Here is a 17399-nt window from a genome sequence, read left to right on the forward strand (position 1 = left end):
GATCGAATCCCAGTGCGCCGAATGTTCCACCAAGAATCGTCGAGGAAGCCTCCAAGAATCTTGGCAGATCCCGCAGGCGAGTTTCGGAACCATCGGCTTAGCGTCACCGTTCAGAAGCCAAGACGGACGGCAACGTCGCGGCAGGATCAGTGAAGACACTGAGACGCCTGCATGTTGAGCGCCCCTTAACCTTTTCACGACTTCTGTCGAACAGCTTCGGTCTGCCCCATGCGTCACCTCATGCGACACACCGTTTTCGCCGGCCTTGCGGCCTCCCTCGTCGGCGTCTCTCTCGTTTCCTCCGCGCTCGCGGCCCCCGGCTGTCTCGACGGCCGCCGCAAGATCCAGGAAGCCAGCGCGCTGCGCTATCAGGCCCGCCAGGAAGCGCGGCTCGGCAATCACGACCGGGTTTGCGACACCCTCGACGAGATCGGCGACCGCTACCATGAGGCGCAGGACGCCTTCGAGGATTGCGGGGCCGACATCGTCTCGATCGATCTGCGCAGCGAACTCCGGTCCCTGCGCGCTGCCAAGCAGGTCAACCGCTGCGACTGACCGGGGCTGACCCGCGCTCCGCGGGTCGAAGCTGCCTGTAACTCGATGCTGCGAAAGCCGGATCCGTCCGCGGGCCGGCGTGTGGTCCCGCACCGCCAAGCGTCACCGTGAAGCGCAGGTCTATCGCAACGAAACCGACCGCTTCGCGCCGGAAAACTCCTCTCCTCCTTTCAGGGTCTTGCCATGATCGCCACCGACAACGCCCTCCGTCAGCCCGCCGCCGAAACGCGGACCGGTCCTTCTTTCGCCGCGGCCCTGTTCGGCTTCCTCGGCAGCACCGTTGCGACGACGATGGTGATGTTCCTGCTCAGCAGCAGCGTCTGACACCGCTTCCGCTCGGCGAGAGCGGCGTCAGGACTGCGCGGTGCTCGCGTGAAACACACCATCGCGCCCGGCGAAGCGAACGCCCGGATGTCGTGAGATCTGTCTCAAGGAGTTGAGGCCCGCCTCAGGGAGCGACCGACCAGAGGCGGTTACGCGAGAACAGCATCTCCGGATTGCCGACTTGGTTCGCCGTCTTCGGCACCGGGCAGCGGGGCGTCTCGGGGCGGGGCGCGACGACGACCGCCGCCTGAGCGGGCGGCACGAGGCCGAGCCGCACTTGGACCGCCGGGTGCCGCGCAGCGGTGATGGTGACGACGCCGGCAATGATGCAGCCAGCCATCAGTCCGAGAAAGAAATTCGTCATCTGAAACGGGTTCCGGACCCGATGCGGCACGGACTGGCCTTAGCGGCCGCCACGCCGAAGCACTCGCCCGCTTTCGGGGCGCCAATGGGGCAGATTGCTCGCATACCGGCTTTTAACAAAAACGATGCATTGATCCGCCTGCGATCGGCCGAGGGCGGCGCAGGGAGAACACCAACAATGCAGTACGCGGCCAATGCCTATGCGAAGGCTTCGCGCGTGGCGCTCTCCCCTCGAGAAGCCGAGGCGGCCGTTCTGCTGAAGGCCGCCGGCCGTCTCCAGTCCCTCGGTTCACAGGTCGAGGCGGGGCCGGCTCTCAACGACGCGCTGACGTTCAACCAGCGCGTCTGGACGATCCTGGCCTCCGCCGCGACCGAGCCGAGCAGCCCGCTCCCCGTCGAGGTCCGCACCAGCATGGCGCAGCTCTCGGCCTACGTGTTCCATACGATCCTGGACACGATGATCGAGCCGACGGCGCAGAAGATCGAGTCGCTGGTCTCGCTCAACAACCACATCGCCGCGGGGCTTCAGGGTGACGCCGGGCCGGGCGCGTAAACGCCGGCTGACCGCACGCCGAATCGAATCAGAGCCGCCGAATCGAGTCACCTTCGGCGGCGTGCTGTCCGGGCGTCATCCGCCGTAGGATGTCGCGGCGCGCGGGTGCCCGCACCTCCGAGCGTTCTGTCGCGTCGGAGGGCGTCGGACGGGCGATGTCGCTGGGCGGTTGGTCAGGCCGATTTGGCGACGCGCTCGCCGAGAAACGGCGCGGCTTCCCGTGCGTAGGCCCGTGCCTTGAGGATCACTTCGTCGGGGATCTGCATCACCACGTCGCCGGTCTGCGGATCGGTGACCCGGAAAACGAGGCTCTGGCTCTCCGCATCGCGGATATAGGCCCGCCGATCCGGCTCGGACGGTTTCGCTTCCGTGCTCTCGGGGCTCACCGCGACGGTGACCGCGGGGTCGAGCACGCGCGAGGCAGGAGCCTCGTCGCGAACGGTTTCCCCAACCGGCCGGATGGGGGTGATGGGTGCGGTTGAGACGGGCGGCGTCGAGGCCGCGGCCCTGATCGGGTCCATGGCTGCATTCCTTCGGTTTCGGCGCGAGGCCGGACCTCAGGAGATTGCGCGCGTCGCTACTGGAGTCTTAAGGCCCGCCGGTTGTCCCCCGGGAACGGCCGCCAGCCTCACTGATCCGTAAAGATACCCTGAAGAGTTTTCGCGAATTCGCGTCACCCGATCGGTTCTGCGAGGATGGCCGCCCGCCGGACGGCCATCCCGCATTTCACGCGCGGCTTACTCCGCCGCGTCGACGTAGAGCTTGCCGCCCTCTTCCAGGAACTCCTGCGACTTGGCCGCCATGCCGGCTTGGCGCTCGGCGTCGCTCATCGGCTGGGCTTGGCCGATGACGATGCCGGCCTCTTCCATGGCGAGCACGTCGGCGCGCAGATCCTGCGTGATCTTCATCGAGCAGAATTTCGGGCCGCACATCGAGCAGAAATGGGCGACCTTGTGCGCGTCCTTCGGCAGGGTCTCGTCGTGGTAGGCGCGCGCCGTGTCGGGATCCAGCGAGAGGTTGAACTGATCCTCCCAGCGGAAGTCGAACCGGGCGCGGCTGAGTGCGTCGTCGCGGAGCTGCGCTGCGGGGTGGCCCTTGGCGAGGTCGGCGGCGTGCGCGGCGATCTTGTAGGTGATGACGCCGGTCTTCACGTCGTCGCGGTTCGGCAGGCCGAGATGCTCCTTCGGCGTGACGTAGCAGAGCATCGCCGTGCCGAACCAGCCGATCATCGCGGCGCCGATGCCCGAGGTGATGTGGTCGTAGCCCGGCGCGATGTCGGTGGTCAGCGGGCCGAGGGTGTAGAACGGCGCCTCGCCGCATTCCCGCAGCTGCTTCTCCATGTTGACCTTGATCTTGTGCATCGGCACGTGGCCGGGGCCCTCGATCATGGTCTGGCATCCCTTGTCCCAGGCGATCTTGGTGAGTTCGCCCAGGGTCTCCAGTTCGGCGAACTGAGCCGCGTCGTTGGCATCCGCGATCGAGCCGGGGCGCAGGCCGTCGCCGAGCGAGAACGAGACGTCGTAGGCCCGCATGATGTCGCAGATCTCGTCGAACCGCTCGTAGAGGAACGATTCGCGGTGACCGGCGAGGCACCAGCGCGCCATGATCGAGCCGCCGCGCGACACGATGCCGGTGGTGCGCCTCGCGGTCAGCGGCACATGGGCCAGCCGCACGCCGGCATGGATCGTGAAGTAGTCGATGCCCTGCTCGGCCTGCTCGATGAGCGTGTCCTTGAACACCTCCCAATCGAGCTTCAGCGGGTCGCCCCCGACCTTTTCCAGCGCTTGATAGATCGGCACGGTGCCGATCGGGACGGGCGAGTTGCGCACGATCCACGAGCGGATGTTGTGGATGTTGCGGCCCGTCGAGAGGTCCATGACCGTGTCCGCGCCCCAGCGGATCGACCAGACCAGTTTTTCGACTTCCTCAGCTGCGGAAGACGTCACCGCCGAGTTGCCGATATTGGCGTTGATTTTCACCAAAAAATTGCGGCCGATCGCCATCGGCTCGAGTTCGAGGTGGTTGATGTTGGCCGGGATGATCGCGCGGCCGCGGGCCACCTCATCGCGGACGAATTCGGGCGTGATGAAGGGCGGCACCGCCGCGCCGAAGCTGTCGCCGTCGGCGAGCGCGGCTTCCGCCCGCTCCAGCATCTGCGCGCGACAGGCGTTCTCGCGATGCGCCACGTAGATCATCTCTTCGGTGATGATCCCGGCGCGGGCGAACTCGTACTGCGTCACCAGCTGCCCCGGCTCCGCCCGGCGGATCGTCCGCTCGGCCGGGCACGGCGCCACGAGCTTGTCGGCAGCCGCGAAGCCGTTGTCCTCCGGCTTCACCTCGCGCGGCTTCACGGCGGCGTAGCCGCGCCCGACGATCCACGGCTCGCGGACCGGGGCCAGACCCTTCTCGAGGTCGATGGCCGCATCGGTCTCGGTGTAGGGGCCCGACGGGTCGTAGACCCGCACCGGCTCCTCCTTCGGGTCGGAGAGGGCGATCTCCCGGTAGGGCACGCGGATGTCGGGGCGGCCGGGCGCCTCCGCATAGACCTTGCGCGAGCCCTGCACGGGGCCGGTGGTCACGCTGGCGGGATTGCTGTTGGGAAGATCTTTGGGACGGACGGGTGCGTTCATCGCTGTCGCTCCTGAAAGGGGAGGCGACCCGTGGTCCCGACGATGGTGCGGCTGACCGATGCTGCCTGTGAGCAGCGGCCACTGGTTCCCGTCCCTCCGCCGGTACGAGCCGGATCAGGTTCAAGGGTCAGGGCGCATGCCCACTCTCAGCCCCATACGGGGCCCCCCTCGGAACGATTCCAACCTCTGCTTCGACGCGATCCTTGTCAATCCATCGCCGGAACGGGTCGATTCGGAGGAAAGATTTTTCCGTTTCGGAAGACGCCCGCTGTCACGGCGGAAAAGCTTGACCGTTTGCCGGGGATTCGAGACACGGTTTCGACGAAAAACTCACCAATTGAGCCAGGAAGCCCCCTTTGGCGACCCCGCACTGCGGCTTGGGTGTGGATGACGCCCGGTCGGCGGGTGGCCATGCGCCCGCCTTTTCGCGACACACGATGGCGATGAGCACGGTCATCCCTTTCCGCCGCCCCCCTGCCCCCGCCACGCCGGCCCGCGCCGGCTGCGACGTGGCGGCTGTTGCGGGCGACCTCCTGGACGTGCTCGATCAGCTCGAGGGGCTGGTGGCGCGGGCCGCCGTCATGGACCGGCCGCGGATCGAGGTGGAGCGCAGCGTGCAGCACCTGCTCGATGCGATCAGCGCCGTTGAGCGCGCCTCCGACACCCTGGGCGAGGGCAGCAGCATCTCCGAGCCGGCCTGAGGATCAGGCGCCTCCGGCGTCCGGCCCGGTCTCCCACGTTTTTCTATTCCCGGATCACGCGCGGCATCGTCCTGGCGCGTGTCGGCGGCTTCGCGGCCCGATGATGGGACAGGCGAGAACGCTCACGCCCCGACGTGCAGCACGCTCGCCATGATCGTCCCGTAATGGCAGGCGGTCGCGGCTAGCACGAAGGCGTGCCAGATCGCGTTCTGGAACGGCAGGCTGCGCCAGACGTGGAAGACCACGCCGCCCGAGTAGAGCAGGCCGCCGATGGCGAGGAGCCACAGGGCGGACGGGGTGAGCCCCGAAATCACCGACTCGTAGGCGAGGACGCCGCTCCAACCGAGCATCAGGTAGAGCACGATCGAGACACGGTCCCAGCGGCCGGGCATCAGGATCTTGATGGCGATGCCGGTGAGCGCGACCGTCCAGATCAGGGCGAGCAGCGTCCAGGCGACGGGGCCGGAGCCGACCAGCGCCACGACCGGCGTGTAGGTGCCGGCGATCATCAGATAGATGAAGGCATGGTCGAAACGGCGCAGGATCCACTTGCGCGGGCTCACCGGCCACATGTTGTAGGCAGCGGATGCGCCGAGCATCGCCAGCAACGCGGTGGCGTAGACCAGCAGAGAGGCCCGTTCGATCCACCCGAGATGGTTGAGGGCCGCCGTCACGACCAAGCAGATCGCGCCGAGAAACCCGAGGGCGATGCCTGCGATATGGACTACACCGTCCGCCCGCAATTCACTGGGCGTGTAGTTCCATGTCAGCGCAAGCGGGCGTCCGTCCTCGGCCAGAAACATCCTCTGCTCCTGTGTTGGCGAGGTATTTAATTCTATAGAGCGCCGAGTCGTTCCATCGCCGGACTACCGAGGGCACGGTCTTCCACCGAAATTGTTGCGGCGACGACTGGAACCCACCTTTTGCGCCTCGGGGTAAGCCGATTTCTATGCTGCGGCGCAGTCGGCCAAGGTTCCCTTGAGCCTTCCCCCCGAGCATCGAAGCCCATCGCGACGGTTTCATGAACCTGCCTCGGCCGCGAGGCAGGTTTCGCGCCAAACCGGCCGACGGGCGCAGAGCCGGCTCAGGCGCCGCGGCCGGCGAGCGCCTCCAGCCCGATCGGCACCTCCGCCCCCGTGGGTGCGGCGGCGGCGGGCACACCGCGGGCGAGACGAGCATGGACGGTCGCCATGATCAGCACCGCCATGGCGAAGACCTGATGCGCGAGCCCGGCCCAGAGCGGCACATGCAGCAGGAGGGTCGCGATGCCGAGACCCATCTGTGCCGTTGCCAGCGCCGCCACGCCCATCGCCCGGCCCGCCGCGGCGCTGCCGGACGCCGTCCGGGCGGCCTGGATCGCGTGGGCGATGGCCACCACCACGACGAGATAGGCGAAGAGGCGGTGGTTGAACTGCACCAAGGCGAGGTTGTCGATAAAGTTCTCGATGAAGGGCACCTTGTCGAACAGTACCCGGGCCGGCGGCACGAGAACGCCATCCATGTCCGGCCAGGTGTTGTAGAGGAGGCCCGCCTTCGAACCGGCCACGAGCCCGCCGAGCCAGATCTGAACCAGCACCAGGGCCGGCAACAGGCAGGCGACGACCCGTACCGGTTCGGGCGCCGGAGCGAGCGCCCGAGGGCGGGTGCCGGCGGCGAGCCAGACGAGGCCGGCGAGGATCAGGCTCGCGGTGGTGAGGTGGAGGGCGAGCTTGAGCGGCGCCACCGCCGTCATGCCGGGCTGGAGGCCCGAGGCCACCATGATCCAGCCGATCGCGCCCTGAAGCCCGCCGAGCAGGCCGAGGCCGAGGAGGCCGGTGAGGAGACGGCGCCCGAGCATGCCGCGGGCCCAGAACCACGCAAACGGCAGGAAGAACACGAGGCCGACGATCCGCCCGAGCAGGCGATGCCCCCATTCCCACCAGTAGAGCGTCTTGAAGCCGTCGAGCCCGATGCCCTGGTTGAGGATACGGTACTGCGGCGTGTCGCGGTACTTCTCGAACTCCACCGCCCAGTCGGCGGCGTCGAGCGGCGGGACCACGCCGGTCACGGGCCGCCACTCGGTGATCGAGAGGCCGGAGCCGGTGAGCCGCGTCGCGCCGCCGACAGCGACCATCGCCACGACGAGCACGGCGAGCAGATAGAGCCACGCGCGCACCGCGCCGTGCCCGGGGCGGTAGGAGGCCGCCGGGACGGCGTCGAAGCGGTCGAGGGTCGGATGGGTCGACAGTCTCATGGTCTCGCGCGTCAGGTCCGGCAGCCGGGAATGTTCGGGGTGGCTTACGGGAAGCGGGACCCTGCGCGCAACGCGGCCTATGGCGCAGGCAGGGGAATCGCACGAGGCGATCCCCCTTCTTCATGCCGGCCTCCGCGGAACGCCTCGGCCCCTTGGGCTTTCGCTCCGCTCGACGCCTTGGCTGAGCCAAGGCCCGCTCCGCGCGACGCTCTTCGCGTCGCGAAGCCGCAATCCGCGGCTTCGCGCAATTGCCCCATGACGCAGGGTTGCCGCGTTGCAGGGCGCGAGCAGGACCGGTACGACCCGTTCCGGCGTCCGCCGGGCGCTCACCCACGAACGCGAGAGATCCAGGCCCATGCGCCGCCGCACGCGCACCCTGCTCGGAACCTTCGGTATCCTGGCCTTCGTGATCGTCTACGCGCCGCTTGCCATGGCGCTTGCCGACAGCCGCATCTCGGAAACCCATCCGGCGGTGCAGACGGTGATCTATTCGATCCTCGGCATCGCCTGGATCTTCCCGCTGATGCCGCTGATCCGCTGGATGGACCGGCCGGACAATTAGCGCATCGTTCCGAACGGTGGCCGCCGGCTTTCGGACACGGTTGAACGCCAGCGGCCCCTTTTTTCGCCGCACTCCCTGGCGAGAAGGCGGGACGTCCTACGCTCAAGGTTCGTCTCCGAAGGTCGCCCGTCGCCCATGCGCCCCTCCTCGCGCCGTCCCGCGCTTTCGTTCCGTCCGCACCTCCTCGCCGCCTCGCTGATGCTCGCCGTGCCGATGGCCGCCGAAACCGCGGCCGCGCAGGGCACGCCGCGCTCGATGGCGGAATGCGAGCGGCTGAAGAACGACCTCGCCTACAACCAGTGCCTCGCCATGTTCGGCCCGCCCGCCCGGAACGTCGCGAGCGGCGGCTATGTCAGCGGAAACGACGCCTCCAGCACCTCCTCGGTCGCCTCGACCGCGACGATCCCCGGCATCCCCTCGATCGAGGAGCCCGATATCGAGCCGGCACGGCGCCGGGGGCGGCGCTCCGGCCGCCGCGGCCGGGCCAGCGCCAGCTTCGATGTCGGCAGCGCCGATGCCGGCGCAGGGGAGTCGGAGGGCGGCTCGTCGCGCTCGCGCCGTCGGCGCCGCTGAGGCGGCCTCCGCTCACGCCACGTTGAGCCGCTGCCCGCGGTTCCAGGCCAGGAACGGCACGCCGGAGAGAAGACTGGCCAGCGCCGCGTCGCTCTGGTGCAGCCCGTTCACCGAGACCCGCGGCAGGGCGTGGCCATGGTCTGCATGCCCCGCGAACAGATGGCCCGGCCGGGTCGTCACCGCGGTGGCAAAGCCGAGTCTTTTTGCGATGTCGAATTCCCGCGTCCCGGCGGAAGTCGGATCGCCGACGGGATAGGACAGGTGGCGCACGGGGCGGCCCAGTTCCGCCTCGATCCGCGCGCGGCTCTCGGCCATTTCCCGCTCCGCGAAGGCGGCGTCGTGCTTGGCGAGCATCGGGTGCGAGAGCGTGTGCGCGCCGATGCAGACGGCCGGGTCGCGGGCGAGATCGCGCAGCTCCCCCCAGTTCAGGCAGAGCTCGCGGGCGAGCCCGCCCGGCTCGAACCCGGCCTCGCGGCATAACCGGGCAATCTCGTCGAGCAGGACCGGCTCCGGGCCGGCGCGCAGGGTGCGATAGACTGTCTCGAAGGCGGCCGTCTTCTCCGCATCCGTGCGGGCCGGCAGGACGAGGCCGGAGCCGAGCCGCACCGCGTCGACCCGGGCCACGGCCCGCTCCAGTTCGAGCCACCACAGCCGCCCGCGCCCCTCGGCGAAGTCGCTCGTCACGAACAGCGTCCACGGCGCCCCGTGCCGCGCCAGCACGGGGCGGGCGTGCTCGACATTGTCGCGGTAGCCGTCGTCGAAGGTCAGCACCGCGAAGGGTTTTCCGCTTTCCGGGGCCGCGAGCCGCTCGGGGACTTGGTCGAGGCTGATGAGGTCGAAGCCGCGGGCGGCCAGCAGCGCCAGCGTCCGCTCCAGGAAGGCGGGGGTGATCGACAAGAGGGCGTTCGGGGCGAAACCCGGCACCGGCTCGGGGCGAACATGGTGGAAGGTGAGGATCACGCCGCGCCCGCGGGCAGCGGGGGCGAGCCAGCGGTCGGCGCCCGTGGCGGTGATCGCCCGAAAGCCGGCGCGGAACAGGCGGTGTCGGGTGCGGGGCGAGGGCATGGCCCGTCTCGGCTCGAAGCACCGGGCGGCCCGGCATCGCCTTAAGCCTAGCGACGGACGCGAAAAGCTTTCGTTACCCATCCCCGCAGATCGGCCGCCCGCATCAACCGAGGCTTGAGGACGAACCCGGCAGGATCGCCCGGAGGCGGTTGTGCGTGGCTGCCCGTCCTGGCCGTGACGGGCGCCCGCAAGGGGAGATGTGGGAATGGCGGCTCTCGCCGAAGATCTGGGGCGCCCCGTGCGGGCGGGGCTGCGGGGCCATGGCGGCCTCACCGCGGAGGTGTTCTCCGATCTCGCCGCGGTCGAGGGGCTGTGGCGGGGGCTGGAGGCCGACTCGGCCGTCCTGATGACGCCCTACCAGCGCTTCGACTGGGTGGCGGCCTATCTCGGTGCCGGGATCGATGCCGGTGAGGCGACGCGCATTCTCGTGCTCCGCGACGCGCATGGACGCGCGCGGGTGCTGATCCCGCTCACGGTCGGGCGTCGCGGTCCGTTGCGGGTCGCGCGGGTGGTCGGCGACCGACACGCCAACTTCCACATGCCGCTCTTCGCCTCCCGCGAGGCGGCGGCGATGCCGGCCGAGGATCTGACCGAGGCGCTGATCCGGGCCGGCCGTGCGGCGGGCATCGACGCCTTCGCGCTCCGCAACCAGCCGCGCGTCTGGGACGGCACCCCGAACCCGTTGGCCGGAGGCGGTCTGCCGGCGCCGAGCGACGCCTACGGCATGCTGCTCGGCCCCGACACCGAGGCCACCCTGCGCCGGGTGTTCAGCGGCGACACCCGCAAGAAGCTGCGGGCCAAGGAGCGCAAGCTCGTGGAGTTTCTAGGCGCCGTCGAGCATCGCGTCGCCGAGACGCCGGCGGCGGCCGCCGAGATCCAGGCGGCGTTCTACGCGCAGAAGGCCGCGCGCTTCGCCGATCTCGGCGTCGCCGACCCCTACGCGGATGCCGACATCCGCCGTTTCATCGCTGCCGCAACGGCCCCGGACGCGGATGGCGGCGGCGCGGCGATCGAGGTTCACGCCCTGGTGGCGAGCGAGAGCGGTCGCATCCTGGCGACCTTCGGCGGCGCGGTGGACGGCGCCCGCTTCTGCGGGATGTGGACGTCCTTCGACACCGACCCCGAACTCGGCCGGTTCAGCCCCGGCGAGATCCTGCTGCATCGGCTGGTCGGCCATCAGGCCGCGCGGGGCCGCCGGGCGCTCGACCTCGGCGTCGGCGAGGCGGGCTACAAGGCCAAGACCTGCGACGAGACCATCGAACTCGTGGAGCAGACCGTGCCGGTGAGCCCGGCGAGCCATGGGCTCGTGCTCGCCTCACGGCTCGCGGTGCGGCTCAAGCACCGGATCAAGCGCTCGCCGCGGCTCTGGGCGGCGGCCCAGAGCCTGCGTCGGCGTCTGCGGCGCTGAGCGAGACGGCTCAGAAGCCGCGGTTGGCGATGGTGGGCAGTGAGGGCTGCGTGTAGGCGCGGTTCACGTCCCGGCGGGTCTGGGTGCCGTTGGTGTCGGAGGAGTGCCGGTAATTGCTGGTCTCGAAGGCCGAGGCCAGGCCGGGGCCGCCCGAATCAGTGCTGTTGCAGGCCGACAGCCCGCAGGCGAGGAGTGCGGCGGCGAGGACGAGCAGCGTGGAGCGCATCGGGACTTCCTGTCGAAGGCGGGTCAGCCCCGCGGGTCGTAACGGCAGGCGTGCCGCGCCCCGCCGCCCCTCGGCAAGGAAAAAGTCGCGGCGCGGGAGCGTTGCTGTGCGATCCCGCGCCACCTGTGACCTATTCGGCGTGACTACTCGGCCGCGGCCTTGAGGTAGCGGACCGGGTCGTAGTTGAGGATCGGCCCGAGCCAGCGCTCGACCTCGCTCACATCCATGCCCTTGCGCAGGGCGTAGTCCTCGACCTGATCCCGCTCCACCTTGGCGACGCCGAAGTAATGCGCGTCGGGATGGGCGAGGTAGAGGCCCGAGACCGACGAGCCCGGCCACATGGCGTAGGACTCGGTGAGCTTCACGCCGATGCGGCTCTCCGCCTTGAGCAGATCGAACAACTGCACCTTTTCCGTATGGTCGGGCTGGGCCGGGTATCCCGGCGCGGGCCGGATGCCGTCGTACTTTTCCGAGACCAGCTCCTCGGGGGCGTAAGCCTCGTCCGGCGCATAGCCCCAGAACTCCTTGCGGACGCGCTCGTGCATCCGCTCGGCGAAGGCCTCGGCGATCCGGTCGGCGAGCGCCTTCACGAGGATCGAGCGGTAATCGTCGTTGGCCCGCTCGAAGCGCTCGGCGATGCGCACCTCCTCCAGGCCCGCCGTCACCACGAAGGCGCCGACATAGTCCGCGATGCCGGTCTCGGCCGGCGCCACGAAGTCGGAGATGCAGGTGTTGGCGCGCCCGTCGCGCTTCGAGAGCTGCTGGCGCAGGCCGTGGAAGGTCGCGAGCGTCTCCTGCCGGCTCTCGCCGGTGAAGAGCCGGATGTCGTCGCCGACGCTGTTGGCCGGCCAGAAGCCGATCACCGCCTTCGGGTTGAACCAGCGCTCCTCCACGATCTGCTTGAGCATCACCTGCGCGTCCTCGAACAGCGCACGCGCCGCCGGGCCCTGCTCGGGATCGTCGAGGATCGCGGGGTAGCGGCCCTTGAACTCGTAGGTCTGCAGGAACGGCGTCCAGTCGATGTAGGGGACGAGGTCCGCCACCTCGTAGGAACCGTAGACGCGGGTGCCGGTGAAGCTGGGCTTGGCCGGCTTGTAGGCCGACCAATCCACCTTGAAGGCGTTCGCGCGCGCCTTGGCGAGGGGCAGGCGCTGCTTGTCGGCCTCCGAGCGGCGATGGGCGTCGGCGACCTTGGCGTACTCGGCGCGCACCTTCTCCACGGTGGCCCCGCGGGTCTCCTTCGAGATCAGGCTGGACACCACGCCGACCGCGCGGCTCGCATCGGTGACGTAGACCGCCTGACCCTTGGCGTAGGCCGGGTGGATCTTCACCGCGGTGTGGACGCGGCTGGTGGTGGCGCCGCCGATCAGCAGCGGCATCTCCATGCCCTCGCGCTCCATCTCGGCGGCGACATGCACCATCTCGTCGAGCGAGGGGGTGATGAGGCCCGACAGGCCGACGATGTCGACGTTCTCTCTTTTGGCGGTCTCGAGGATCTTGGCCGCCGGCACCATCACGCCGAGATCGATGATCTCGTAGTTGTTGCAGGCGAGCACGACGCCGACGATGTTCTTGCCGATGTCGTGGACGTCGCCCTTCACGGTGGCCATCAGCACCTTGCCAGCGGCCTGGCGCTTGCCGTCGCCGCCATTGGCCCGCTTCTCCTCTTCCATGAAGGGTTCGAGATAGGCCACCGCCTGCTTCATCACGCGGGCGGACTTCACCACCTGCGGCAGGAACATCTTGCCCGAGCCGAACAGGTCGCCGACCACGTTCATGCCGGCCATGAGCGGGCCTTCGATGACGTGGAGCGGACGCGCGGCCTCTTTGCGCGCCTCCTCGGTGTCGGAGACGATGTACTCGGTGATGCCGTTGACCAGCGCGTGCTCGATGCGCTTGGCGACGGGCGCCTCCCGCCAAGTAAGGTCGGCGGTCTTGGCCTGGGCCGAGGCGCCGGTCTTGAAGCGCTCGGCGGCCTCCAGCAGGCGCTCGGTCGAGTCCTCGCGGCGGTTGAGGACCACGTCCTCGCACAGCTCGCGCAGTTCGGCCGGGATCTCGTCGTAGACGGCCAACTGGCCGGCATTGACGATGCCCATATCCATGCCGGCCTTGATGCAGTGGAACAGGAACACCGCGTGCATCGCCTCGCGCACCGGCTCGTTGCCGCGGAAGGCGAAGGACAGGTTCGAGACGCCGCCGGAGATGTGGGCGTGGGGCAGGGTATCGCGGATCGTGCGAGTCGCCTCGATGAAGGCGACGCCGTAGGGGTTATGCTCCTCGATACCCGTGGCGACGGCAAAGATGTTCGGGTCGAAGATGATGTCTTCGGGTGGGAAGCCGACCTGCTCGGTGAGGATCTTGTAGGCCTTGGTGCAGATCTCGACCTTGCGCTCGTAGGAATCGGCCTGGCCCTGCTCGTCGAAGGCCATGACGACCACCGCCGCGCCGTAGGAGCGGCAGATCTTGGCGGCCTCGATGAACTTCGCCTCGCCCTCCTTCATGGAGATCGAGTTCACGATCGGCTTGCCCTGGATGCATTTCAGGCCGGCCTCGATCACCTCGAACTTCGAGGAATCGACCATCACCGGCACGCGGGCGATGTCGGGCTCGGCGGCGACGAGGTTGAGGAACTCGACCATCGCCTTCTCGCTGTCGAGCAGGCCCTCATCCATGTTGACGTCGATGACCTGGGCGCCGGCCGCGACCTGATCGCGGGCGACGTCGAGCGCGGCGGCGTAATCGTTGTTGGTGATGAGCTTGCGGAATTTGGCCGAGCCGGTGACGTTGGTGCGCTCACCCACGTTCACGAAGGGGATCTCCTTCGTCAGCACGAAGGGTTCGAGGCCCGACAGGCGCATCAGGCGCGGGATCTCGGGGATCTCGCGCGGCTTCTTGTCGGCGACAGCCTCGGCAATGGCGCGGATGTGGTCGGGCGTCGTGCCGCAGCAGCCGCCGACCATGTTGACGAGGCCCGAGGCGGCGAACTCGCCCACGAGCTTGCCCATGGCCTCGGGGCTCTCGTCGTAGAGACCGAACTCGTTCGGCAGGCCGGCATTCGGATAGGCGCAGACCAGCGTGTCGCAGATGCGCGACAGCTCGGCGATGTGGCCGCGCATTTCCTTGGCGCCGAGCGCGCAGTTGAGGCCGAAGGTGAGCGGGCTCGAATGGCGCAGCGAATTCCAGAACGCGGCCGGCGTCTGGCCCGAGAGGGTGCGGCCGGAGAGATCGGTGATGGTGCCGGAGATCTGGATCGGCAGGCGGATGCCGGTCTCGTCGAACACCTGCCACGCGGCGGCGATCGCCGCCTTGGCGTTGAGCGTGTCGAAGATCGTCTCGATCAAGATGAGTTCGGCGCCGCCGTCGATCAGGCCGCGCACCTGCTCGACATAGGCCTGCTTGACCCCATCGAAGGTCACGGCGCGGTAGCCGGGATTGTTCACGTCCGGCGAGATCGACAGCGTGCGGTTGGTCGGGCCGATGGCGCCGGCGACGAAGCGCCGGCGGCCGTCCTGTTCTTCGGCCAGCTTGGCGGCCTCGCGGGCGAGGCGGGCGCCCTCGGCGTTCAGCTCGTGGATGATCGATTCCATGCCGTAGTCGGCCTGGGCGATCGTGGTGCCGGAAAACGTGTTCGTCTCGCAGACGTCGGCGCCCGCGAGGAAGTAGTCGAGGTGGATCTGCCGGATCGCGTCGGGCTGCGTCAGGATCAGGAGGTCGTTGTTGCCCTTCTGATCGTGGCTGTGATCCTTGAAGCGCTCACCCCGGAAATCCTCTTCCGTGTATTTGAGCCGCTGGATCACCGTGCCCATCGCCCCGTCGAGGACGAGGATCTTTTCCGACGCGCGCTGGCGCAGGGCGCGCTCGATCTCGGTGCCGTCGACGGGGGGGAAAGCGGTCATGTCGGACGATCCTGGGATGTTCCGGGACGGCGATGGCCGAAAGTGTCGGCCGCATCAACCCACCTCAGCCTGAGGTGCCGGAGCGAAGCGGAGGCCTCGGAGGCCTCCAGAAAACGCGATCGCTCCCAGCCCCCTCCTTCGCAGCGACCGCGGCGCGGTCGCAGCTCGGGATGAGGTTCAGGAGCGCGGTGACGAGGGGTCAGGCCGCCTTGGCTTCCGGCTTCACCGCCGGCTTGGCCGGCGCCTGGGAGCGCAGGCCGAGAAGGTGGCAGATGGCGTAGACGAGGTCGGAGCGGTTCATCGAGTAGAAGTGGAAGTCCTCCACGCCCTCGTCGACGAGGTCGAGCACCTGCTCGGCGGCGACCGCGGCGGCGACGAGACGGCGGGTCTCGACGTCGTTCTCCAGACCCTCGAACCGGGCCGCGAGCCAGTACGGCACCGAGGCACCGGTGCGGCGGGCGAAGTTGGCCGCTTGCTTGAAGTTCTGCACCGGCAGGATGCCGGGGATGATCGGGATGTCGATGCCGGCCGCGCGCACCTTGTCGCGGTAGCGCAGATAGATCTCGTTATCGAAGAAGAACTGGGTGATCGCCTGATCGGCGCCGGCATCGACCTTGGCCTTCAGAGCCTCGATGTCGGCATCGAGCGAGGCGGCCTCGGGGTGCTTCTCCGGATAGGCCGAGACCGAGACCTTGAAGTCGCCGATCCGCTTGATGCCGGCAACGAGGTCGCAGGTCTGCGCGTAGCCGCCGGGATGGGGCCGGTAGCTGTGGCCGACGCCCTCGGCCGGGTCGCCGCGCAGGGCTACGATGTGGCGCACGCCCGCGTCCCAGTAGGACTGCACCACCCCGTCGATCTCCTCCTTCGTCGCATCGACGCAGGTGAGGTGGGCGGCGGGCTTGAGGCTCGTCTCGCGCACCATGCGTGCCACGGTGTTGTGGGTGCGCTCGCGGGTGGAGCCGCCGGCACCGTAGGTCACCGAGACGAATTTCGGCTGGAGCGGCGCGAGACGCTCGATCGAGGACCAGAGGATCTTCTCCATCTCCTCGGTCTTCGGCGGGAAGAACTCGATCGAGACCCGGATCGGGCGGAAGCCGTCGCGGCTGGCGCGGTGTTGGGAGGCGTTGGGCATCTCTTCGTCCCTTCTCCTGGACGTCTGTCGTGGTGTCGGTCGTCGATGGAAGTCGGCTTGAACCGTGAGGCTCGGACCGTGAAGCTTGGATCTTGAGGCTCAGGCCACGGCGCGCTCCGGGGCGCGGGCCGGGGCATGTTCCGGGGTCTGCGCCTCGATCGCGGCGGCGGTGTCGTGCGCGAGCCAGAGGGTGACGGTGAGCGGATGCTCGATCCCGTCCTCGGGCGCCAGATCGCGGCTCTCGACATCGCCCAGGCCCGCCTGGACGAGCCAGCCCGTGATCTGTTCCGCGCCGAAGCCGAGGCGGCGATGGGCTTGGCTTTCGCGCAACTGCTCCAGGGTGTGGGGCGCGAAATCGACCACGAGCAACCGCCCGCCCGGCGCGACGAGGCGGGCCGCCTCGCGCAGTGCCCGAGCCGGGTCGTCGAGGTAGTGCAGCACCTGATGCAGCACCACCAGATCGAAGCCGCCGCGGCCGAAGGGCGGCGCGTGGAGGTCGCCCTGGCGCAGATCGACCCGCGACAGGCCCATCCGCTCCAGATTGGCCCGGGCGACCGAGAGCATGGCGTGGCTCGAATCGAGTCCGGTGGCGCGACCGGCTAGGGGGGCCAGCAGGCCGAGCATCTTGCCGGTGCCGGTGCCGAGATCGATCACGTGGCGGATCGGCCGGTCTCCGAGCGCGTCGAGCACCGCCGCCTCGACGGCAGCCTCGGGCACGTGCAGGGAACGCAGGCCGTCCCATTTGGGGGCGAGCCGGGCGAAGAAGGTCTGCGCCGCCTCGGCCCGTTGGGTGCGCACCGAATCGAGCCGGGCGCGATCCTCGGAGAGCGGGGGCGCGGCGCGCTCCAGCGCCGCGATCAGGGGCTCGACGAAGCCGATGGCGGCCTCGCGCAGGCGGAAGAACGCCCAGGCACCCTCGCGGTGACGCTCGATCAGGCCCGATTCGACGAGGAGCTTGAGATGGCGCGAGATGCGCGGCTGCGACTGACCGAGGATGTCGGTCAGGTCGGAAACTGACAACTCGCCCTCGGCCAGCAGTGCCAGGATGCGCAGGCGCGTTTCCTCCGCCGCCGCCCGGAGCACGGCGAGCGCCTCGGCGAAGGGCACCGGGGCTGTGGTCGCGCTGTTCGTTGGGCCGCTCTCGCTAGACATAAAGATATCTTTATGTGCGTAACGAG

General features: G+C 68.9%; 17 protein-coding genes and 1 riboswitch. Of the genes, 7 read left to right on the forward strand and 10 right to left on the reverse strand.

The window, feature by feature from the left end; all coding sequences use genetic code 11:
• Window positions 1-228: 228 nt before the first annotated feature.
• Together M2437_RS24960 and M2437_RS24965 are read left to right on the forward strand one after the other, a co-directional pair.
• On the forward strand, window positions 229-555 hold the full coding sequence (locus tag M2437_RS24960) for a hypothetical protein (protein ID WP_003601051.1): 327 nt from the start codon (window positions 229-231) through the stop codon (window positions 553-555).
• 183 nt (window positions 556-738) lie between these two features.
• Window positions 739-879, forward strand: a complete 141-nt coding sequence (locus M2437_RS24965; protein WP_015822199.1) for a hypothetical protein — start codon at window positions 739-741, stop codon at window positions 877-879.
• Window positions 880-1003: 124 nt separating this feature from the next.
• Here M2437_RS24965 and M2437_RS24970 read toward each other — a convergent pair whose 3' ends face one another.
• Window positions 1004-1243 carry a hypothetical protein gene (locus M2437_RS24970; protein ID WP_253388984.1) on the reverse strand — a complete coding sequence of 80 codons (240 nt, stop codon included), beginning with the start codon at window positions 1241-1243 and terminating at the stop codon, window positions 1004-1006.
• A gap of 177 nt (window positions 1244-1420) precedes the next feature.
• Here M2437_RS24970 and flaF point away from each other — a divergent pair, with 177 nt between their 5' ends.
• Window positions 1421-1795 (forward strand): flagellar biosynthesis regulator FlaF, encoded by a 375-nt coding sequence (gene flaF / locus M2437_RS24975; protein WP_003601057.1) that lies wholly within the window; start codon window positions 1421-1423, stop codon window positions 1793-1795.
• Window positions 1796-1968: 173 nt separating this feature from the next.
• Here flaF and M2437_RS24980 read toward each other — a convergent pair whose 3' ends face one another.
• Together M2437_RS24980 and thiC are read right to left on the reverse strand one after the other, a co-directional pair.
• Window positions 1969-2316 carry a flagellar protein FlaG gene (locus M2437_RS24980; protein WP_147016734.1) on the reverse strand — a complete coding sequence of 116 codons (348 nt, stop codon included), beginning with the start codon at window positions 2314-2316 and terminating at the stop codon, window positions 1969-1971.
• Window positions 2317-2532: 216 nt separating this feature from the next.
• Window positions 2533-4425: a phosphomethylpyrimidine synthase ThiC gene (gene thiC, locus M2437_RS24985; protein WP_015822197.1), complete on the reverse strand. Its 1893-nt coding sequence runs from the start codon at window positions 4423-4425 to the stop codon at window positions 2533-2535.
• 74 nt (window positions 4426-4499) lie between these two features.
• Window positions 4500-4604: riboswitch (TPP riboswitch) on the reverse strand.
• A gap of 258 nt (window positions 4605-4862) precedes the next feature.
• Between thiC and M2437_RS24990 the strand changes: the two genes are divergently transcribed.
• Window positions 4863-5126: a hypothetical protein gene (locus M2437_RS24990; RefSeq protein ID WP_003601063.1), complete on the forward strand. Its 264-nt coding sequence runs from the start codon at window positions 4863-4865 to the stop codon at window positions 5124-5126.
• A 122-nt stretch (window positions 5127-5248) separates the two neighbouring features.
• Here the strand turns inward: M2437_RS24990 and trhA are convergent, their stop codons facing one another.
• Both trhA and M2437_RS25000 read right to left on the reverse strand, forming a co-directional pair.
• Entirely contained in the window at window positions 5249-5929 is a 681-nt protein-coding gene (gene trhA, locus M2437_RS24995) for a PAQR family membrane homeostasis protein TrhA (RefSeq protein ID WP_253388985.1), read from the reverse strand.
• 281 nt (window positions 5930-6210) lie between these two features.
• The gene (locus M2437_RS25000; RefSeq protein ID WP_253388986.1) at window positions 6211-7359 is read right to left on the reverse strand and encodes a COX15/CtaA family protein; all 1149 of its coding nucleotides are present in this window, start codon (window positions 7357-7359) and stop codon (window positions 6211-6213) included.
• A 355-nt stretch (window positions 7360-7714) separates the two neighbouring features.
• On the opposite strand from M2437_RS25000, the gene M2437_RS25005 reads away from it, so the two are divergent.
• Window positions 7715-7921 carry a DUF2842 domain-containing protein gene (locus M2437_RS25005; protein ID WP_003601068.1) on the forward strand — a complete coding sequence of 69 codons (207 nt, stop codon included), beginning with the start codon at window positions 7715-7717 and terminating at the stop codon, window positions 7919-7921.
• A gap of 135 nt (window positions 7922-8056) precedes the next feature.
• Window positions 8057-8494 (forward strand): hypothetical protein, encoded by a 438-nt coding sequence (locus M2437_RS25010; RefSeq protein ID WP_253388987.1) that lies wholly within the window; start codon window positions 8057-8059, stop codon window positions 8492-8494.
• A 12-nt stretch (window positions 8495-8506) separates the two neighbouring features.
• Here the strand turns inward: M2437_RS25010 and M2437_RS25015 are convergent, their stop codons facing one another.
• Window positions 8507-9559, reverse strand: a complete 1053-nt coding sequence (locus M2437_RS25015) for a polysaccharide deacetylase family protein (RefSeq protein ID WP_253388988.1) — start codon at window positions 9557-9559, stop codon at window positions 8507-8509.
• A gap of 205 nt (window positions 9560-9764) precedes the next feature.
• On the opposite strand from M2437_RS25015, the gene M2437_RS25020 reads away from it, so the two are divergent.
• Window positions 9765-10967 carry a GNAT family N-acetyltransferase gene (locus M2437_RS25020; protein ID WP_253388989.1) on the forward strand — a complete coding sequence of 401 codons (1203 nt, stop codon included), beginning with the start codon at window positions 9765-9767 and terminating at the stop codon, window positions 10965-10967.
• 10 nt (window positions 10968-10977) lie between these two features.
• Here M2437_RS25020 and M2437_RS25025 read toward each other — a convergent pair whose 3' ends face one another.
• The 4 genes from M2437_RS25025 to M2437_RS25040 form a co-directional block, all read right to left on the reverse strand.
• The gene (locus tag M2437_RS25025) at window positions 10978-11193 is read right to left on the reverse strand and encodes a hypothetical protein (protein WP_012253199.1); all 216 of its coding nucleotides are present in this window, start codon (window positions 11191-11193) and stop codon (window positions 10978-10980) included.
• Window positions 11194-11336: 143 nt separating this feature from the next.
• Complete coding sequence (gene metH / locus M2437_RS25030) at window positions 11337-15089, reverse strand: methionine synthase (RefSeq protein ID WP_253388990.1); 3753 nt, start codon at window positions 15087-15089, stop codon at window positions 11337-11339.
• 199 nt (window positions 15090-15288) lie between these two features.
• Window positions 15289-16221: a methylenetetrahydrofolate reductase [NAD(P)H] gene (metF, locus tag M2437_RS25035; protein WP_015822191.1), complete on the reverse strand. Its 933-nt coding sequence runs from the start codon at window positions 16219-16221 to the stop codon at window positions 15289-15291.
• Window positions 16222-16320: 99 nt separating this feature from the next.
• Window positions 16321-17373 (reverse strand): ArsR/SmtB family transcription factor, encoded by a 1053-nt coding sequence (locus M2437_RS25040; RefSeq protein ID WP_182569366.1) that lies wholly within the window; start codon window positions 17371-17373, stop codon window positions 16321-16323.
• Window positions 17374-17399 lie beyond the last annotated feature (26 nt).

The organism is Methylorubrum pseudosasae (assembly GCF_029504475.1).
Lineage (GTDB): Bacteria > Pseudomonadota > Alphaproteobacteria > Rhizobiales > Beijerinckiaceae > Methylobacterium > Methylobacterium extorquens.

What these genes read in the sequence shown, in the direction of transcription:
- M2437_RS25000 (WP_253388986.1), bottom strand. Translation starts at nt 7,359, where the DNA reads ATGAGACTGTCGACCCATCCGACCCTCGACCGCTTCGACGCCGTCCCG.
- M2437_RS25025 (WP_012253199.1), bottom strand. Translation starts at nt 11,193, where the DNA reads ATGCGCTCCACGCTGCTCGTCCTCGCCGCCGCACTCCTCGCCTGCGGG.
- M2437_RS25010 (WP_253388987.1), top strand. Translation starts at nt 8,057, where the DNA reads ATGCGCCCCTCCTCGCGCCGTCCCGCGCTTTCGTTCCGTCCGCACCTC.
- M2437_RS25040 (WP_182569366.1), bottom strand. Translation starts at nt 17,373, where the DNA reads ATGTCTAGCGAGAGCGGCCCAACGAACAGCGCGACCACAGCCCCGGTG.
- M2437_RS25015 (WP_253388988.1), bottom strand. Translation starts at nt 9,559, where the DNA reads ATGCCCTCGCCCCGCACCCGACACCGCCTGTTCCGCGCCGGCTTTCGG.
- M2437_RS24970 (WP_253388984.1), bottom strand. Translation starts at nt 1,243, where the DNA reads ATGACGAATTTCTTTCTCGGACTGATGGCTGGCTGCATCATTGCCGGC.
- thiC (WP_015822197.1), bottom strand. Translation starts at nt 4,425, where the DNA reads ATGAACGCACCCGTCCGTCCCAAAGATCTTCCCAACAGCAATCCCGCC.
- M2437_RS24990 (WP_003601063.1), top strand. Translation starts at nt 4,863, where the DNA reads ATGGCGATGAGCACGGTCATCCCTTTCCGCCGCCCCCCTGCCCCCGCC.
- M2437_RS24960 (WP_003601051.1), top strand. Translation starts at nt 229, where the DNA reads ATGCGTCACCTCATGCGACACACCGTTTTCGCCGGCCTTGCGGCCTCC.
- metF (WP_015822191.1), bottom strand. Translation starts at nt 16,221, where the DNA reads ATGCCCAACGCCTCCCAACACCGCGCCAGCCGCGACGGCTTCCGCCCG.
- M2437_RS24980 (WP_147016734.1), bottom strand. Translation starts at nt 2,316, where the DNA reads ATGGACCCGATCAGGGCCGCGGCCTCGACGCCGCCCGTCTCAACCGCA.
- flaF (WP_003601057.1), top strand. Translation starts at nt 1,421, where the DNA reads ATGCAGTACGCGGCCAATGCCTATGCGAAGGCTTCGCGCGTGGCGCTC.
- trhA (WP_253388985.1), bottom strand. Translation starts at nt 5,929, where the DNA reads ATGTTTCTGGCCGAGGACGGACGCCCGCTTGCGCTGACATGGAACTAC.
- metH (WP_253388990.1), bottom strand. Translation starts at nt 15,089, where the DNA reads ATGACCGCTTTCCCCCCCGTCGACGGCACCGAGATCGAGCGCGCCCTG.
- M2437_RS25005 (WP_003601068.1), top strand. Translation starts at nt 7,715, where the DNA reads ATGCGCCGCCGCACGCGCACCCTGCTCGGAACCTTCGGTATCCTGGCC.
- M2437_RS25020 (WP_253388989.1), top strand. Translation starts at nt 9,765, where the DNA reads ATGGCGGCTCTCGCCGAAGATCTGGGGCGCCCCGTGCGGGCGGGGCTG.
- M2437_RS24965 (WP_015822199.1), top strand. Translation starts at nt 739, where the DNA reads ATGATCGCCACCGACAACGCCCTCCGTCAGCCCGCCGCCGAAACGCGG.